Source organism: Devosia elaeis, from assembly GCF_001650025.1.
GTDB lineage: Bacteria > Pseudomonadota > Alphaproteobacteria > Rhizobiales > Devosiaceae > Devosia > Devosia elaeis.
In genome coordinates, this window is the sequence record NZ_LVVY01000103.1 from 1 (window position 1) to 15,516 (window position 15,516).

The window sequence follows — 15,516 nt, forward strand, 5'->3', positions numbered from 1 at the left end:
GAGGATAATATGGGGTGATGGGGGTGGGGATAAGTTTTCCGGGAAGACGCGATGCAGCACCCTCCCCCTTGCGGGGAGGGCTGGGGTGGGGGATGGGCGGCAGGGTGTCTGATTTCTAACGCCATTGCCTGCCGACACCCCCTCCCAGCTTCGCTAGGCCTGTCGGCCAAGCTGCGCTACCTCCCCCATCAAGGGGGCGGTGGGGGCTCGGTGTTTGCCGCACGATCCCGCCACCCACCGCTCGTCACCCTCGGGCTTGACCCGAGGGGCGTTCACAGGCGCCGCGAAGCGCGGCGTTTGCCGCGCCCTATTTCTTGAGCTTCAGCGGGCCGACCATTTGTTCGGGCTTGACCTCGGCGTCGAATTCCTCGCCGGTGAGCAGGCCGAGATTGATGGCCTCCTCGCGCAGGGTCGTGCCGTTCCTGTGGGCGGTCTTGGCGATCTTGGCGGCGTTGTCGTAGCCGATCTTCCGGTTGAGCGCGGTGACCAGCATCAGCGACTGATCGACGAGCTGCTTGATGCGCTTGGTGTCGGGCGCGATGCCCACGGCGCAATTGTCGTTAAAACTCTTGGCGGCGTCGGCCAGGAGGCGCACGCTTTGCAGGAAATTGTAGGCAATGACCGGCTTGAACACGTTGAGCTCGAAATTGCCCTGGCTCGCCGCGAAACCGATGGCGGCGTCATTGCCCATCACCTGGGCCACCACCATGGTCATGGCTTCGGACTGGGTCGGATTGACCTTGCCCGGCATGATCGAGGAGCCCGGCTCGTTTTCCGGAATGGTGATTTCCCCGAGGCCAGAACGCGGACCCGAAGCCAGCCAGCGCACGTCATTGGCGATCTTCATGAAGGCCACGGCGAGCTGCTTGAGCGCGCCCGAAGTGCCCACAAAGGCATCGTGGCCGGCGAGCAGGGCGAATTTATTGGGCCCGGTGACGAAATCGTGGCCGGTCAGCTCCGCGATTTCCCTGGCCACGGCCACGGCATAATCGGGATGGGCATTGAGCCCGGTGCCGACGGCGGTGCCGCCCAGGGCCAGTTCCTTGAGCTGGGGCATACTCGCCTTGATGGCGTCGAGCGCATAATCGATCTGCGCCACCCAGCCCGAGATCTCCTGGCCCAGGGTGAGGGGCGTCGCGTCCTGCAGATGCGTGCGGCCGATCTTGACCACGTCCATATATTCGTCCGCCTTGGCGGCGAGCGTGTCGCGCAGCAGACCGACGCGTTCATAGAGGTAATTCTCGACCGCCTCGACCGCCGCGATATGCATGGCGGTGGGATAGGTGTCGTTGGAACTCTGGCTCATATTGACGTGGTCATTGGGATGGACCGGCTTTTTCGACCCCATGACCCCGCCGACCATTTCGATGGCGCGGTTGGAAATGACCTCGTTGACATTCATGTTGGACTGCGTGCCCGAGCCGGTCTGCCAGACCACGAGCGGGAAATGCTCGCCGAGCTTGCCTTCGATCACCTCGTCGGCGGCGGCCACGATCAGGTCGCGGGTCTTTTCGTCCATGAGGCCGAGCTTGGTATTGGCCAGCGCGGCCGCCTTCTTGAGAATGCCGAAGGCACGGACGATCTCGGTGGGCATCTTTTCCCCGCCGATATCGAAATTCATCAGGGAGCGGGCCGTCTGCGCGCCGTAATACTTGTCGCTCGGGACCTCGATATTGCCCATGGTGTCCGATTCGACGCGCTTGCTCATGACTGCCTCTGCTCCTTGTGGGCCGCTTCTCTCGGCGGCGGAAAACCAAACGGCCGACCCTTGTGGGGGCCGGCCGCTCGAATATCAGATAAAGCGCATCGGCGCCAAACAGCCTTTCGGCTTACTTCTTGACCGCCAGGATCTGGCGACCGCGATACATGCCGGTCTTGAGGTCGACGTGATGCGGACGACGCAGCTCGCCCGAATCCTTGTCTTCGACATAGGTGGGGTTGGCGATCGCGTCGGCCGAGCGGCGGAAGCCGCGCTTCATCGGCGAGGTCTTGCGTTTTGGCACAGCCATAATCGGTACTCCGAAAATCAAAATCGTTGCGCCGCCGAAAGCGGCCAGAGACGTGTCTCTGTCAGGATTGGGGGGCTCTATAGAGCAAGACTGGCGGCTTGGCTAGGGGCTTCGCGCCGTGCCGAAGGCAAATTCGCTCCAGCGGAGCGAATTTAGGCGAGAAGGCCATGAGACTTCGCCGGCGATCCGCAGGACAAAAGGCTCCGGTGGAGCCTTTTGGGCCGAAGAAGGCCACGAGACCTATGGTCGAGTGGCAGGCTCGAATGGCGGGAGACCCGCCCCTTGCATCGCTGAATTATTGTATGTACATTAACGCAAGGCTTGGGGGAAGCCGGCAATGTATGAATGGGACGAGGCAAAGGACGCGAGCAATCGTGCCAAGCACGGCATCGGCTTTGCGATGGCTGAGGCGTTTGAATGGGACAATGCCGTGTTCCAGCAAGACACCCGCTTTGACCACGGTGAAGAGCGGTTTCGTGCATTCGGCTTCATCGCCGAACGCCTTTACTGCCTTGCCTATACGATGCGCGGGGACAATATCCGTATCATCAGCCTGCGCCCAATGCACATGAAGGAGGCAAAACGCTATGGCCTCGGCAAAGACTAAAGGCCCGCCGCCCGATGACTATGATCCTGCGGCCCCTCTTACAGACGCGGAAATCAAGACGCTTCGTCCCGCTCGGGAATTTTTCGCGGAGCGTGGCATCCCCATGCCCGTGCCCCGCAAGCCCGGGCGGCCACGCCAGGACGAAACCAAGGTCAGCGTGACCATGCGGCTCGATGCCAATATCGTCGAACATTTCAAGAGCCAGGGACCTGGCTGGCAGACCCGCATCAACAAGGTTCTGGCCGACAAGGTCGCCAAGAGCCGCTAAAGCGCCAGCCTTCCGTCCTGGCCGACGCAGGCGGCGCGCTGGCCATATTGGCGGGCGCGGTTTTCCACGATGCCGGCCACCCGCAGCAATCCGGCATTGGGGCGGGCCGGATCGCGCAGCAGCGGATTGGGCAGGGTGACGGCGAGCAGGCTCGCCGTGCGCCAATCGAGATTTTGCGGTTCGCGCCCGAAGGCATGGGCGCTGCCGGCGGCGACGCCGAACTGTCCGGACGGGCCCCATTCGGCGATATTGAGATAAATCTCCATGATCCGCTTCTTGGGCATGACCAGATCGATATAGGCGGCCAGCGGCACTTCCAGCGCCTTGCGCAGCACGCTCTGCCCGTTCCACAGGAACAGGTTGCGCGCCACCTGCATGGTGATGGTGGAGGCCCCGCGCGCGTCGCGACCGGCCAGGTAATTGTCGACCTCCGCCCGCAGCGCCGCGACATCGATGCCCCAATGGCGGCAGAATTGTCCGTCTTCGGAGAGGATCACCGACGCCTTGAGCCGGTCGGAAATGTCGTCGATATCGCGCCAGATGCGGGTGACGTCCTGGCCCGTGGCCATGCGCGCCAGCATGGGCACCGAGACCGGCTGGACCACGAGATAGACCGGGGTGAGCACCAGCGGAATGGCCACCAGCCCCGCCAGGATGACGAGGGGAATGCGCAAGAAGCGCCAGATCGTCTTGGAGCGCCGGGCCATGGCTCCCTCTTAGCCGCTGCGCCGCCGATAGGCCAGTACGCAGACGCCCTTGCTCCCCACGGGGCAAACGGCTAGCAACAGGCCATGTACGACTTTTCCGCCGACAGCGCCGATTGCGCCGGGGCCCTGGAGGCCGCCCTTTCCGAATACCTGACCGGCAACGGATTGTCGGGGCCGGGCCCGGCCGCCGACCGGCTGATCGAGGCCATGCGGCACGGGAGCCTGGCCGGCGGCAAGCGCTTGCGCCCCCTCCTGGTGCGGCAGGCCGCCGCCATCTTCTCGGTGCCGCGCGAGCGCGCCCTGCCCGCCGGGCTGGCCGTGGAAATGGTGCATTGCTATTCGCTGGTCCATGACGACCTGCCGGCCATGGACGACGACAATGTGCGCCGCGGCCGCCCCACCGTGCACCGGGCCTATGACGAAGCCACCGCCATCCTGGCCGGCGACGCCCTGCTGACCCATGCCTTCGCCGTGCTCGCCCGGCCCGATTGCCACCCCGATCCGGCGGTGCGCGTGGCCCTGGTGGCCGAGCTGGCCGCCGGCGCCGGCGCCGGGGGCATGGTGGGCGGGCAGATGCGCGACATCGAGGGGGAAAGCACCCGCTTTTCCGAAATCGAGATCGCCACCATGCAGGCGATGAAGACCGGCGCGCTGATCCGCGCCTCGGTGCGCATGGGGGCCCTGCTCGGCGGCGCCGATCCGCGGGCGCTCTCCGCCCTCACCGCCTATGCCGAGGCGGCCGGGCGCGCCTTCCAGCTGGCCGACGACATTCTCGACGTCACCGCCTCGCCCGAAACCATGGGCAAGGCCACCGGCAAGGATGCAGAGGCCGGCAAACAGACGCTGGTGTCCCGATATGGCCTGGACGAGGCGCGGCGGCTGCTGGACCGGATCGTGGGCGAGGCCCTGTCGGCCCTGCGCACTTTCGGCCCCCGCGCCGACGGGCTGCGCGCCACCGCCCGCTATTTCGCCAGCCGGGAGAAGTGAGCATGGCCGCGCTGCGCAGCGTCAATATCGGCATCCCGCGCAATATTCCGGGCACCCGCACCCCCACCGGCATCTATAAGGACCCGGCCGCCGGGCCGGTCGCCATTACCCGCGAGGGCCTCGAAGGCGACATCATCGCCGACCGCCAGCATCATGGCGGGGCCGACCAGGCCGTCTATGTCTATTTCGAGGACGATTACCAATTCTGGGCCGGCGAGGGCGTGGCCACGGCGCCGGGCCTTTTCGGCGAGAACCTGACCATTGCCGGCCCCGATAGCGCCCATACCGCCATCGGCGACCGTTTCGCCATCGGCGATGTGGTGCTGGAAGTGAGCTATCACCGCACGCCCTGCATGACCTTCGCCGCCAAGATGGGCGAGCCCCGCTGGCTCAAGCGCTTCCACCAGGCGCGCCGGCCCGGCGCCTATTGCCGGGTGATCTCCCCCGGCAAGGTGGAAGCGGGCATGGACATATCGGTCACGCCCTATGCCGGCGAGCGCATTTCAATGGCCGAACTCATGGGCCTGGACGGCATGGCCGACCTGCCCCGCGACTTCATGCGCCGCGCCCTGACCACGCCGATCCGCGACAAGACGCGGTTCAAATATGAAAACCGCCTCGCCAGCCTGTTCTGAGACCGATCCATGAGCCTGCAATCCGTCCGCGACGACCTCGCCGCCCGCGCCCCCGACCTGACCGTCATCGTCACCGAGGCCTCGACCGCCACGGTGCAATTGGCCGCTGCGGTGCATGGGGTGGAACCGGGGCAGATCGCCAAGACGCTGTGCATCCGCGTCAAGGACGAGGAATTCCTGCTGGTGACGCGCGGCGATGCCCGGCTCGACAACCAGAAATCCAAGGCCGCCTTTGGCGGCCGCCCCCGCATGCTGGGCGCCGAGGACGTGGAGCGGCTGACCAGCCACAAGGTGGGCGGGGTCTGTCCCTTCGGCCTGCCGGCGCCGCTGCCGATCTTTCTCGACACCTCGCTCAAGATCTATGATCTGGTGATCCCGGCCGGCGGCGACACCCATGCCTCGGTCAAGCTCGACCTGGCGCGGCTGGCCGAATTGTGCGGCTCGCGCTGGGTGGATGCCTGCCAAATGCCCGAATGAGGCCGCCGGAAGACTTCATCCGCAGCCGGCTCGTGCCGGAACCCCTGCCCTTCCGGCCCGACATAAAGCTCTATCGCCCCACGCCGCAGAGCGGGCTCATCGCCTGGCTCGCCGAACAGGGCCGGGCCGAAGACCCGCCCTATTGGGCCTATGCCTGGGCAGGCGGGGCGGCGCTGGCGCTGCATCTGCGCGACAATCCGCACCTGGTCGCGGGCCGGAGCGCGCTCGATTTCGGCGCAGGCTCGGGCCTGGTGGGAATAGCGGCCGCCCGGGCCGGCGCCATCGTGGCGGCCTTCGAGCCGGACCCGATCGGCCGGGCAGCCATTGCCCTCAATGCGGCGGCCAATGGCGTGACGATCGAAATCGTCGATGTGCCGATGGCGGCCGAGATCGTCCTGGCGGGCGATGTGTTCTACGACAAAGCCGTGGCGGGGCGCACCCTGCCCGCGCTCCAGGCCCTGGCGGCAAAGGGCGCCACGGTGCTGGTGGGCGACCCTTTCCGCCGCGACCTGCCCCAAGCGGCGCTGACGCTGCTGGCCGAATATGAAGTGCCGGACATGGGCGGCGGCGCCTGGCTGCGGGCCGGCATCTTCGCCCTGCGCCCCTAGAATATCGGACATGCCCACCGGAACCTTGCCCGGAAAACCGCCCTGTCCTATATCCCAGCCGCGAGGACGACCTCCCCCATAATGGGTATCGTTCGGGACGGCCCGGAAAGTATGGTGATTCCCATGCGCAATACCGCCGACCGTATCCGCCACGCCGTCTCTTTCGAGATCATCGGCATCCTGCTGGCCACGCCCCTGGCCGCCTTCGCCTTCCAGCTCCATGCCGGCGACAGCGCCGTCATCGTCATCGGCAGCGCCACAATCGCGATGGCCTGGAACTATGTCTACAATTTCATCTTCGACCACGCCATGACCCGCTGGCGCGGCACGACGCTCAAATCCCCGCCCATCCGCGTGCTGCACGCAGTGCTGTTCGAGCTCGGGCTGTTGATGATGCTGATGCCGCTGATCGCCCTTTACCTGGGCATCTCGCTCTGGCACGCCCTGGTGCTCGACCTGGGTTTCGCGCTGTTCTACATGCTCTATGCGCTGGTCTTCAACTGGGCCTATGACCGGATCTTCCCGCTGCCCGAATGGCAGGCGGAAAAGAGCCGGGCCGGCAAGGCCGCCTGAGGCAAGCGCCCGGGGCGGGTCTAGAGCAGTCCATATTTGGCGGGTTGAGGGAGGGCGCCATCAGTGGATGGCTGCACCACTCTCACTCGCCAATCGCCACCCCTGGGCTCGACCCGAGGGCGTTTGCGATGCACCCAAAGACAAAGAACCCTCGGGTCAGGCCCGAGGGTGACGATCGCGATTGGGTTGGATGCGCGATGGAACCGTGTCCGCTTAAAGGTGAAACGCTCTAGATCTGCCCCATCAGCTTGAGGCCACCGAGCACCAGGATCAGCACGGCCAGCCAGAACAGGCGTCTTTGGTTGCGTTCGTTCATGAATGAAGCCCTCTCGATCCTGATGGATGGGACGCTATCCCCCTCACCCGTCTCGGCCTGCGGCCGATCCTCCCTCTCCCCGAGGGGGAGAGGAACAGAGGCACACGCCGGATGAGGGGGATACCCCGGCCGGTAGTCACTCCGCCGCGTCCTGCCGGCCGGTGCCGAATTTCCTTTCGATATAATCGGCCACCATGGCCTTGAACTGATCGGCCACGTCGGCACCGCGCAGGGTGGCGACCTTTTCGCCATCCACGAAGACCGGGGCGGCCGGCGTCTCGCCGGTGCCGGGCAGGGAAATACCGATATTGGCGTGCTTGCTTTCGCCCGGCCCGTTGACGATGCAGCCCATGACCGCCACCGACAGCGTCTCGACCCCCGGATAGCGCTCGCGCCATTCGGGCATGGAGATATTGAGGTGGTCCTGGATATCCTTGGCCAGGGTCTGGAAGGTGGTGGAGGTGGTGCGCCCGCAGCCCGGGCAGGCCGCCACCACCGGCAGGAATTGGCGGAAGCCCATGGTCTGCAACAATTCCTGCGCCACCTTGACCTCGGTGGTGCGGTCGCCGCCCGGCTCGGGCGTCAGCGAGATGCGGATCGTGTCGCCGATACCCTGCTGCAAGAGGATGCCCAGCGCCGCCGAGGAGGCGACGATGCCCTTGCTGCCCATGCCGGCTTCGGTGAGGCCCAGATGCAGCGCATAATCGCAGCGGGCAGCGAGGTCCTGATAGACCGCGATCAGGTGCTGGACGTCGGACACCTTGGTGGAGAGAATGATCCGGTCCCGCGCCATGCCCAATTCCTCGGCCCGGGCGGCCGAAAGCAGGGCCGACTGGATGATGGCCTCGCGCTGCACGGCGGCGGCCGAGATCGGCGCCGCGGAACCCGCGTTCTCGTCCATGAGCCGCGTCAGCAATTCCTCGTCGAGCGAGCCCCAATTGACCCCGATGCGCACCGGCTTGTCATAGCGGTTGGCGATCTCGATCAGGGTGGCGAATTGGGTATCGCGCTTGGCCTTGAAGCCGACATTGCCCGGATTGATGCGATATTTGGCCAGGGCCTCGGCGCAGGCGGGATGGTCGGTGAGCAGCTTGTGGCCGATATAATGGAAATCGCCCACCAGCGGCACGTCATAGCCCATGAAGGCCAGCCGATCGCGAATGATGGGGACGGCCGCCGCGCTCTCGTCGCGATCGACGGTGATGCGGACGATTTCCGAACCGGCGCGGGCCAGTTGCATGACCTGCTTCACGGTCGCGTCGATATCGGCCGTATCGGTATTGGTCATCGATTGCACGACAATTGGTGCGCCGCCGCCGACCATGACGCCGCCCACATTGACACCCAAAGATTGCCTGCGCGGCGCTGGACCGGCCATTTCAAACCCCGTTTCGTCTGGCTTTTGAGATAGGCCTTCCCTTTTGCGCGCGCAACCGAACAATCGCGTGACGCCGGGCCGCAGCGCCTACCCCTAGGATCGCGCAATTGATCGGCCCGATCTTGAATGGCGCCGCGGCGGGGCCATCTATAGAACATGATGAACAGGCTCCTCCCCCGCATAATCTTGTTCCGCAAGGAAGTCGTGCTGCTCTGGCAGGCATTCCGCTCGCCCCAGACGCCGCTCTATCTCAAGCTGGCGACGCTGTTTGCCGCCTTCTACCTGGTCAATCCTTTCGACATCATCCCCGATGTCATCCCCCTGCTCGGCTGGGTCGACGACATCGTGCTGATCCCGTTGCTGGTAAGCTGGATCGTCTCGCGCCTGCCGGTGCCGGCGCCGGTCCATGCCCGGAACCACACTGTGGACGGACGCGCGCGCCGGCTCTGAGCCGAATGGCTAAAAGTCTAGCCAATTCGCTATAGCTTCCTCGACCGGCTTTGCGTAGGGCTAGCGGGATTCTCCATTCCGCGTCCGGTATGAACGACCAGATCCCGCGCCTCATGCTCAACCTGATCGGCCCCGGCACGCTCGCCGTCTTCGGGGCCGGCTTCCTATGGGCGTGGAGCATCGAGAAACGACGCCATTACCTGCTGATGCTGGCCGCCGCCTGCCTGCTGTTCAGCGCCGGAATCGCCACCCAGGTCCTGAGCCTGCCGCCCGATGCCGGTCTCAATGCGCTCTTGTCGAATTTCTTCTATACCGCCGCCGTCATCATGGCTGCGGGCGGGTTGCTGCGCCGCGCCGGCCAGCGCCCCAGCCCCTGGCTGGGCCTGGCAATCCTCGCCCTGTTCATGGGCCTGATCTTCTATTTCTTCTATGTCGAGCGCAGCCTGGCCGCCCGCATCTATGTGCAGAATTTCGGCTTCGGCGCCATTCTGCTGGGCACCGCGCTGCGCCTGCGCAGCCTGGCCCGCGGGCCGCTGATGGACCGGGTGCTGTTCTGGACGCTGCTGGTCTTTTCGCTGCAATTCTTCCCCCGCACCCTGCTCACCGCTCCGCTGGTCCGGCAGGCCGATCCGGCCCGGTTCGGCAGCTCGCCCTTCTGGCTGGCGCTGCAATTCTCGCTCAGCGTCGTCGGCGCGGCCCTGGCGCTGACCGTGCTGCTGGCGGCGCTCAGCGACCTGATCGAGGACTTGCGGCGCGAGCGCGACATGGACCGGCTGACCGGCGTACTCAACCGGCGCGGCTTCGAGGAGCGCAGCGCCGCCCTGCTGCGCCGCGCCGGCCGGGAGCCCAGCGCCCTCATCCTGATCGATCTCGATCATTTCAAGCGCATCAACGACACCTATGGCCACCAGCAGGGCGATCACGTGCTGCGCGATATCGGCACGCTGCTGCGCCATAGTGCCCGGCGGGGCGACCTGGTCTGCCGGCTGGGCGGGGAGGAATTCGCCATGCTGATGCCGGGCGCCGACCTCGAGGGCGCCCAGGCCGCCGCCGAAAGACTGCGCGCGGTCATCGCCGCCCACCGCTTTCCCCTGCCCGCGCTGGCCGAGCCGATCACCGCCAGTTTCGGCCTGGCCCAGCGCCGCCCCGGCGAGCCCTTTGCAATCTGGTTCGACCGGGCCGATGCGGCGCTCTATGCCGCCAAGGCACAGGGCCGCAACCGCGCCGTGCCCGCCGGGCTCTAGGCCCTGCCGCCGGGAGGCCGATTTGACAAAAACCCGGATATGGCCATGATGGCGGGCATGAACCGGTTTTTCGCCTCCACCCGCCGTTTTGAAAGTCGCTTGCGCAAGGCAGGCTGACGGCCTGGTGTTGCTACCTGCCTTCGGGCAAGAGCGGCACCAGGATTTCTGAGAACCTCCTCCCGACATCTCCGAGCATGCCCGATCCGCGCCGTCCGGCGCGGCGTCAGCATATGCGCATTGAGGCCTTGCCATGACTTTCAAATATTCCGTGACCCTGCCGATCAGCGGTGGCGACAAGCTGCGCCGCTTCCGCGAATGGGCCGACAAGCACCTGCCCGAGCTCAGCTACAACCTGCCCCCGCAGACCCCGATCAAGACCGAAACCATGACCATCCGGCTTTTGTCGCCCGACGACCGGGCCCAGGTTCTGCAGACCCTCAGCAAATCGCCATTGGCATGACCAGGAAAGGAAACCCCCGTGCAAGTCCTGCGCTATTGCCGGTCCTGTTCCGGCCCCCGCCCACGGGCAGCCCGGCGCTGTCCCTGGTGTCACCGCGATTATGGCCAGACGGCCGCGCGGCCCGAGCATCTTTTCGCCATCTATGACCGCAGCCCGGCCTCCGAACCGGCCACGCGCGGGGAGGAGGGACGATGACCACGATCTCGCTTTCCGACTGGTCGCAATCGCCTGAAATCCTGGTGGGCGAGGCCGAGCACAAGCGGCTCGTCGTCGCGGCGCTCACCGATATCGGCGACAGCACCGACCGCATCGACTTCCTGCTCTATGAGCTGGACCGGGCCAAGCTGGTGCGCGACGCGCTGCTGCCGCCCGACGTGGTGCGCATCGGCAGCATCGTGCGCTTCAAGCCGATCCCCGGCGCGGAGCGCACCGTCAAGCTGGTCATGCCGGGCGAGGAACACCTGCCCGGCGATTACCGGCTCTCGGTGACCTCGGCCCTGGGCGCGGCCCTGCTCGGCCTGCGGCCGGACCATGTCATGACCTGGCTCGACCCCGACGGAGCGACCCATCGCGTCAAGGTGCTCAAGGTCGCCAATACCATGCCCCGGACCAACGACGATCCGGGCCCCAGCGCCGCATGAGAAAAGGCCCGGATCAATCCGGGCCTTTTGTTCCGGCACCGGCCCTGAGGCTCATATACACCAGATAGGCCTCGATGCCGCCAAAGATCAGCAGCGGCGTCACGGCGCCCGGCCAGCCCGCCAGATCATGACCGAAGCGCGCGACGCCATAGGCGAGGACCAGCATGGACATCGCCATGCCCACCAGGCCCGGCGTCCGCATTTCCGGCGAATGATGATAGCCGATCCAGAACACGAAGCGCAGCGCGATCCACACCACGGCGCTGGCGGTGACGGCGCGCAATTGCCCGCCATCCTCGGCATACCAGGCCAACAGCAGCAGAGCCGGCACCAGGATGGCCCATTGCTCCAGCGTGTTCTGCAGGTAGCGCAGATTGATCCTGAGGCGCGGGCTCTCGCGCCCGGCCAGGGGATTGATCGCGGGAGTGAACAGGCGCTCATGCGCCACCGCCTCCACGCCGGTCAGCAGGCAGAGAAAGGTCGCCATGCCGATCCAGCCGGCGGCAAAGCCGAGCCGGTCGACCGGCGATGCCGCGCCATCGATGGCGGGGGTGAGGAAATAGAGCCCCAGCCAGGCCACCAGGGCCAGCGGCACCACCACGGCGACCGCACCGAACATGCGCCGGCGGCTGGCGGCGACATCGATGCTGTCGTCCCCGCCCGCCATCGGCCTAATCCAGCCGGACCAGGAGGTCCTTGGCGTCGATCTGGTCGCCGGGCTTGATCAAAAGCTCGGCCACCACGCCATCGACCTCGGCATGGATCGCGGTTTCCATCTTCATCGCCTCGATCGAGCAGAGCACGTCGCCGGCCGACACCTTCTGGCCCTGGCTCACCGCCAGGGTGGAGATGACGCCCGGCATCGGCGCGCCGACCTGCTTGGGATCTCCAGCCACGGCCTTGGCGCGGACCTTGACCTCGCCGGCCTTGAGGCGATCGGGCACGGTGATGGTGCGCGGCTGGCCGTTGAGGTCGAAGAAGACGCGCACCTCGCCCTTTTCATTGGTCTCGGCGCGGCCCTGATAGGTGATGACCAGCGTCTTGCCCTTCTCGATATCGACCAGGAGCTCGTCGCCCTCTTCCAGCCCGTAGAAATAGACCGGGGTGGGCAGCACTTCGGTGGGGCCGTAGCGCTCCTGGGTCTTTTCGAAATCGGCATAGACTTTTGGGTACATGAGGTAGGAAGCGAGGCGATAATCATCGACCGGCGCACCCACCTCCTCGGCGATCTTCCTGCGCTCGGCTTCGAGGTCCACGTCCTTGAGATAGGAGCCGGGCCGCTCGGTCAGCGGCGTCTTGCCCTTGAGCACCTTTTTCTGCAGCGCCTCGGGGAAACCGCCCGGCGGCTGGCCCAGATCGCCGGCGAAGAAGCCGACGACGCTGTCGGGAAAGGCGATGTCGCGCTTGGGATCTTCCACATCGGCGCGGGTGAGGCCGGCCGAAACCATGGCCAAGGCCATGTCGCCCACCACCTTGGAGCTGGGCGTCACCTTGACGATATCACCGAACATCTGGTTGACGTCGGCATAGGTCTGGGCGACCTCGTGCCAGCGGGTTTCCAGCCCCAGCGAGCGCGCCTGTTCCTTGAGATTGGTGAACTGGCCGCCCGGCATTTCGTGCAGATAGACTTCCGAGGCGCCGCCCTTGAGGTTACTTTCGAACGCCGTGTATTGCGTGCGCACCGCTTCCCAATAGAACGAGATCTGGCGGATCGCCCGGGCATCGAGCTCCGGATCGCGCTCCCCGCCGGCGAGGGCGGCGACCAGCGAGCCGAGCGTCGGCTGGCTGGTGGTGGAGCTGAGGGCATCCATGGCCGCGTCGACCGCATCGACATCCGCCTCCACCGCCGCCAGCACCGTCGCCGCCGCGGCGCCGGACGTGTCGTGGGTGTGCAGGTGAATGGGCAGGCCCACTTCATCCCTGAGCACCGAGACCAGCTTCTTCGCCGCCGCCGGCTTGAGGAGACCCGCCATGTCCTTGATGCCGAGCACATGCGCGCCGGCCGCTTCCAGCTCCCTGGCGAGGCCGACATAATATTTGAGGTCGTATTTGCTGCGATCGGGATCGAAGAGATCGCCGGTATAGCAGATGGCGCCCTCGGCCACCTTGCCCTCCTCGAGCACCGCATCGATGGAGACGCGCATGTTCTCCACCCAATTGAGGCAGTCGAAGATGCGGAAGATATCGACCCCGCCCCGCGCGGCCTGACGAACGAAGAATTTCACCACATTGTCGGCATAATTCGTATAGCCGACGCCGTTGGAGCCGCGCAGCAGCATCTGCGTCAGGATATTGGGCGCGCCCTCGCGCACCTTGGCCAGGCGCTCCCAGGGATCTTCGTTGAGGAAGCGCATGGACACGTCGAACGTGGCCCCGCCCCAGCATTCGAGGCTGAACAGGTTCGGCAGGCCATCGCGATAGGCCTGGGCGATGCGGGTGATGTCGAACGAGCGCATGCGCGTCGCCAGCAGCGATTGATGCGCGTCGCGCATGGTCGTGTCGGTGAACAGGACCCGCTTCTGCTCCTTCATCCAGCGCGCCAGGCCCAGCGGCCCGTCGCGATCCAGCACCTGGCGGGAACCGTCCACGACGATGAGCGGATCGAATTCGGGCAGCACCGGCGCCGCGGCATCGGCGGGCGGGCGCGGCCGGTCACGCACTTCGGGATGCCCGTTCACCGTCACGTCGGCGATATAGGAGAGAAGCTTGGTCGCCCTATCCTTGCGCGGCTTGAAATTGAACAGGTCCGGCGTCGTATCGATGAAGCGCGTGGTGTAGCGGTTCTCGAGGAAATCCTGGTGGGTGATGATGTTTTCGAGGAAGGCCAGATTGGTGGCGACGCCCCGGATGCGGAATTCGCGCAGGGCGCGATGCATGCGGGCAATGGCCTCGTCGGCGCTGGGCGCCCAGCAGGTGACCTTTTCGAGCAGCGGATCGTAATAGCGGGTGATGATGGCGCCGGCATAGGCGGTGCCGCCATCGAGGCGTACGCCGAAGCCGGTCGCGCCGCGATAGGCGGTGATGCGGCCATAATCGGGGATGAAATTGTGCTCGGGGTCCTCGGTGGTGACGCGGCACTGGATGGCATTGCCGTTGAGGCGGATATTCTCCTGCAGCGGCACGCCGGATTCGGGCGTGCCGATCACCGCGCCGTCGAGCAGGTGAATCTGCGCCTTGACGATGTCGATGCCGGTCACCTCCTCGGTGACGGTATGCTCCACCTGGATGCGCGGATTGACCTCGATGAAATAGAATTTGTCATTGTCGGCATCCATGAGGAATTCGACGGTGCCGGCGCCGCGATAATTGGCGGCCTTGCCCAGACGCACGGCGGCGTCGGTCAGTTCCTTGCGCACCGCTTCGGAGAGATAGGGCGCCGGCGCGCGCTCGACCACTTTCTGGTTGCGCCGCTGCACCGAGCAATCGCGCTCGTAAAGATGCACGAGATTGCCGTGATCATCACCGATCAGCTGCACCTCGACATGGCGGGCGCGCTCGATCAGCTTTTCGAGATACATCTCGTCCTTGCCGAAGGCGGCCTTGGCTTCGCGCTTGCCTTCGCTGACCTCGGCGATCAGCGATTTCTCGTCCATGATGCGGCGCATGCCGCGCCCGCCGCCGCCCCAGGAGGCCTTCAGCATCAGCGGGTAGCCGATTTCGGCGGCCAGGCGCTTGATCGCCTCGGGATCGTCGGGCAGCGCCTCGGTGGCCGGCACGACCGGCACATTGGAGGCCAGCGCCATATTGCGGGCGGCGACCTTGTTGCCGAGATCGCGCATGGTCTGGGCGCGCGGACCGATGAAGATGATGCCGGCATCCTCGCAGGCATCGACGAATTCAGGGCTTTCCGAAAGCAGGCCATAGCCGGGATGGATGGCGTCGGCGCCCGAAATGCGGGCGATGCGGATATATTCCTCGATCTGGAGGTAAGCCTCGACCGGGCCCTTGCCCTTGCCGATCAGATAGGCCTCGTCGGCCTTGAACCGGTGCAGCGCCAGCTTGTCTTCCTCGGCATAGACGGCAACGGTCTTGAGCCCGAGTTCATTGGCGGCGCGAAACACGCGGATGGCGATTTCGCTGCGATTGGCGACGAGGATTTTCTTGATGGGCATCGATGTGAGTTCCGAGCAAAAGGGGGCAAGGACCGCGCACGGTC

Annotated in this window: 17 protein-coding genes; 11 read left to right on the plus strand and 6 right to left on the minus strand. The window is 65.6% G+C overall.

Going from position 1 to position 15,516, the window contains the following annotated elements; translation table 11 throughout:
- Positions 1-307: 307 nt before the first annotated feature.
- Both fumC and rpmF read right to left on the minus strand, forming a co-directional pair.
- On the minus strand, positions 308-1,708 hold the full coding sequence (gene fumC / locus A3840_RS14020) for a class II fumarate hydratase (RefSeq protein WP_067458004.1): 1,401 nt from the start codon (positions 1,706-1,708) through the stop codon (positions 308-310).
- A gap of 121 nt (positions 1,709-1,829) precedes the next feature.
- Entirely contained in the window at positions 1,830-2,009 is a 180-nt protein-coding gene (gene rpmF / locus A3840_RS14025) for a 50S ribosomal protein L32 (protein ID WP_046105726.1), read from the minus strand.
- A 337-nt stretch (positions 2,010-2,346) separates the two neighbouring features.
- Here rpmF and A3840_RS14030 point away from each other — a divergent pair, with 337 nt between their 5' ends.
- Both A3840_RS14030 and A3840_RS19120 read left to right on the plus strand, forming a co-directional pair.
- Positions 2,347-2,616 carry a BrnT family toxin gene (locus A3840_RS14030; RefSeq protein ID WP_067458007.1) on the plus strand — a complete coding sequence of 90 codons (270 nt, stop codon included), beginning with the start codon at positions 2,347-2,349 and terminating at the stop codon, positions 2,614-2,616.
- Positions 2,597-2,884 carry a BrnA antitoxin family protein gene (locus A3840_RS19120; protein ID WP_082903909.1) on the plus strand — a complete coding sequence of 96 codons (288 nt, stop codon included), beginning with the start codon at positions 2,597-2,599 and terminating at the stop codon, positions 2,882-2,884. Before A3840_RS14030 ends, A3840_RS19120 begins: the two co-directional genes overlap by 20 nt.
- Here the strand turns inward: A3840_RS19120 and A3840_RS14035 are convergent.
- Positions 2,881-3,591, minus strand: a complete 711-nt coding sequence (locus tag A3840_RS14035) for a biosynthetic peptidoglycan transglycosylase (protein ID WP_067458010.1) — start codon at positions 3,589-3,591, stop codon at positions 2,881-2,883. The two genes, A3840_RS19120 and A3840_RS14035, sit on opposite strands and share 4 nt — an antisense overlap.
- 84 nt (positions 3,592-3,675) lie before the next feature.
- On the opposite strand from A3840_RS14035, the gene A3840_RS14040 reads away from it, so the two are divergent.
- The 5 genes from A3840_RS14040 to A3840_RS14060 all read left to right on the plus strand — a co-directional run bounded on the left by A3840_RS14040 (position 3,676) and on the right by A3840_RS14060 (position 6,871).
- Entirely contained in the window at positions 3,676-4,578 is a 903-nt protein-coding gene (locus A3840_RS14040) for a polyprenyl synthetase family protein (RefSeq protein WP_067458013.1), read from the plus strand.
- A gap of 2 nt (positions 4,579-4,580) precedes the next feature.
- Positions 4,581-5,213, plus strand: a complete 633-nt coding sequence (locus A3840_RS14045) for an MOSC domain-containing protein (protein WP_067458016.1) — start codon at positions 4,581-4,583, stop codon at positions 5,211-5,213.
- A gap of 9 nt (positions 5,214-5,222) precedes the next feature.
- The gene (locus A3840_RS14050) at positions 5,223-5,690 is read left to right on the plus strand and encodes a YbaK/EbsC family protein (protein ID WP_067458019.1); all 468 of its coding nucleotides are present in this window, start codon (positions 5,223-5,225) and stop codon (positions 5,688-5,690) included.
- Positions 5,687-6,298 carry a 50S ribosomal protein L11 methyltransferase gene (locus A3840_RS14055; RefSeq protein ID WP_067458022.1) on the plus strand — a complete coding sequence of 204 codons (612 nt, stop codon included), beginning with the start codon at positions 5,687-5,689 and terminating at the stop codon, positions 6,296-6,298. The genes A3840_RS14050 and A3840_RS14055 overlap by 4 nt, the downstream gene beginning before the upstream one ends.
- 123 nt (positions 6,299-6,421) lie before the next feature.
- Positions 6,422-6,871 (plus strand): PACE efflux transporter, encoded by a 450-nt coding sequence (locus A3840_RS14060; protein WP_067458098.1) that lies wholly within the window; start codon positions 6,422-6,424, stop codon positions 6,869-6,871.
- Positions 6,872-7,323: 452 nt separating this feature from the next.
- Here A3840_RS14060 and ispG read toward each other — a convergent pair whose 3' ends face one another.
- Positions 7,324-8,565: a flavodoxin-dependent (E)-4-hydroxy-3-methylbut-2-enyl-diphosphate synthase gene (ispG, locus tag A3840_RS14065; RefSeq protein ID WP_067458025.1), complete on the minus strand. Its 1,242-nt coding sequence runs from the start codon at positions 8,563-8,565 to the stop codon at positions 7,324-7,326.
- Positions 8,566-8,751: 186 nt separating this feature from the next.
- On the opposite strand from ispG, the gene A3840_RS14070 reads away from it, so the two are divergent.
- From A3840_RS14070 to A3840_RS14085, 4 genes are all read left to right on the plus strand, one after another.
- Positions 8,752-9,015 carry a YkvA family protein gene (locus A3840_RS14070; RefSeq protein WP_205633388.1) on the plus strand — a complete coding sequence of 88 codons (264 nt, stop codon included), beginning with the start codon at positions 8,752-8,754 and terminating at the stop codon, positions 9,013-9,015.
- An 89-nt stretch (positions 9,016-9,104) separates the two neighbouring features.
- On the plus strand, positions 9,105-10,259 hold the full coding sequence (locus A3840_RS14075; protein WP_067458030.1) for a GGDEF domain-containing protein: 1,155 nt from the start codon (positions 9,105-9,107) through the stop codon (positions 10,257-10,259).
- A gap of 250 nt (positions 10,260-10,509) precedes the next feature.
- On the plus strand, positions 10,510-10,719 hold the full coding sequence (locus A3840_RS14080) for a hypothetical protein (protein WP_067458031.1): 210 nt from the start codon (positions 10,510-10,512) through the stop codon (positions 10,717-10,719).
- 191 nt (positions 10,720-10,910) lie between these two features.
- The gene (locus A3840_RS14085; protein WP_067458034.1) at positions 10,911-11,360 is read left to right on the plus strand and encodes a GreA/GreB family elongation factor; all 450 of its coding nucleotides are present in this window, start codon (positions 10,911-10,913) and stop codon (positions 11,358-11,360) included.
- Positions 11,361-11,373: 13 nt separating this feature from the next.
- Here the strand turns inward: A3840_RS14085 and A3840_RS14090 are convergent, their stop codons facing one another.
- Positions 11,374-12,027 carry an MAPEG family protein gene (locus tag A3840_RS14090; RefSeq protein WP_067458037.1) on the minus strand — a complete coding sequence of 218 codons (654 nt, stop codon included), beginning with the start codon at positions 12,025-12,027 and terminating at the stop codon, positions 11,374-11,376.
- A gap of 4 nt (positions 12,028-12,031) precedes the next feature.
- Entirely contained in the window at positions 12,032-15,472 is a 3,441-nt protein-coding gene (gene pyc / locus A3840_RS14095; protein ID WP_067458038.1) for a pyruvate carboxylase, read from the minus strand.
- Between the last annotated feature and the right edge of the window lie 44 nt (positions 15,473-15,516).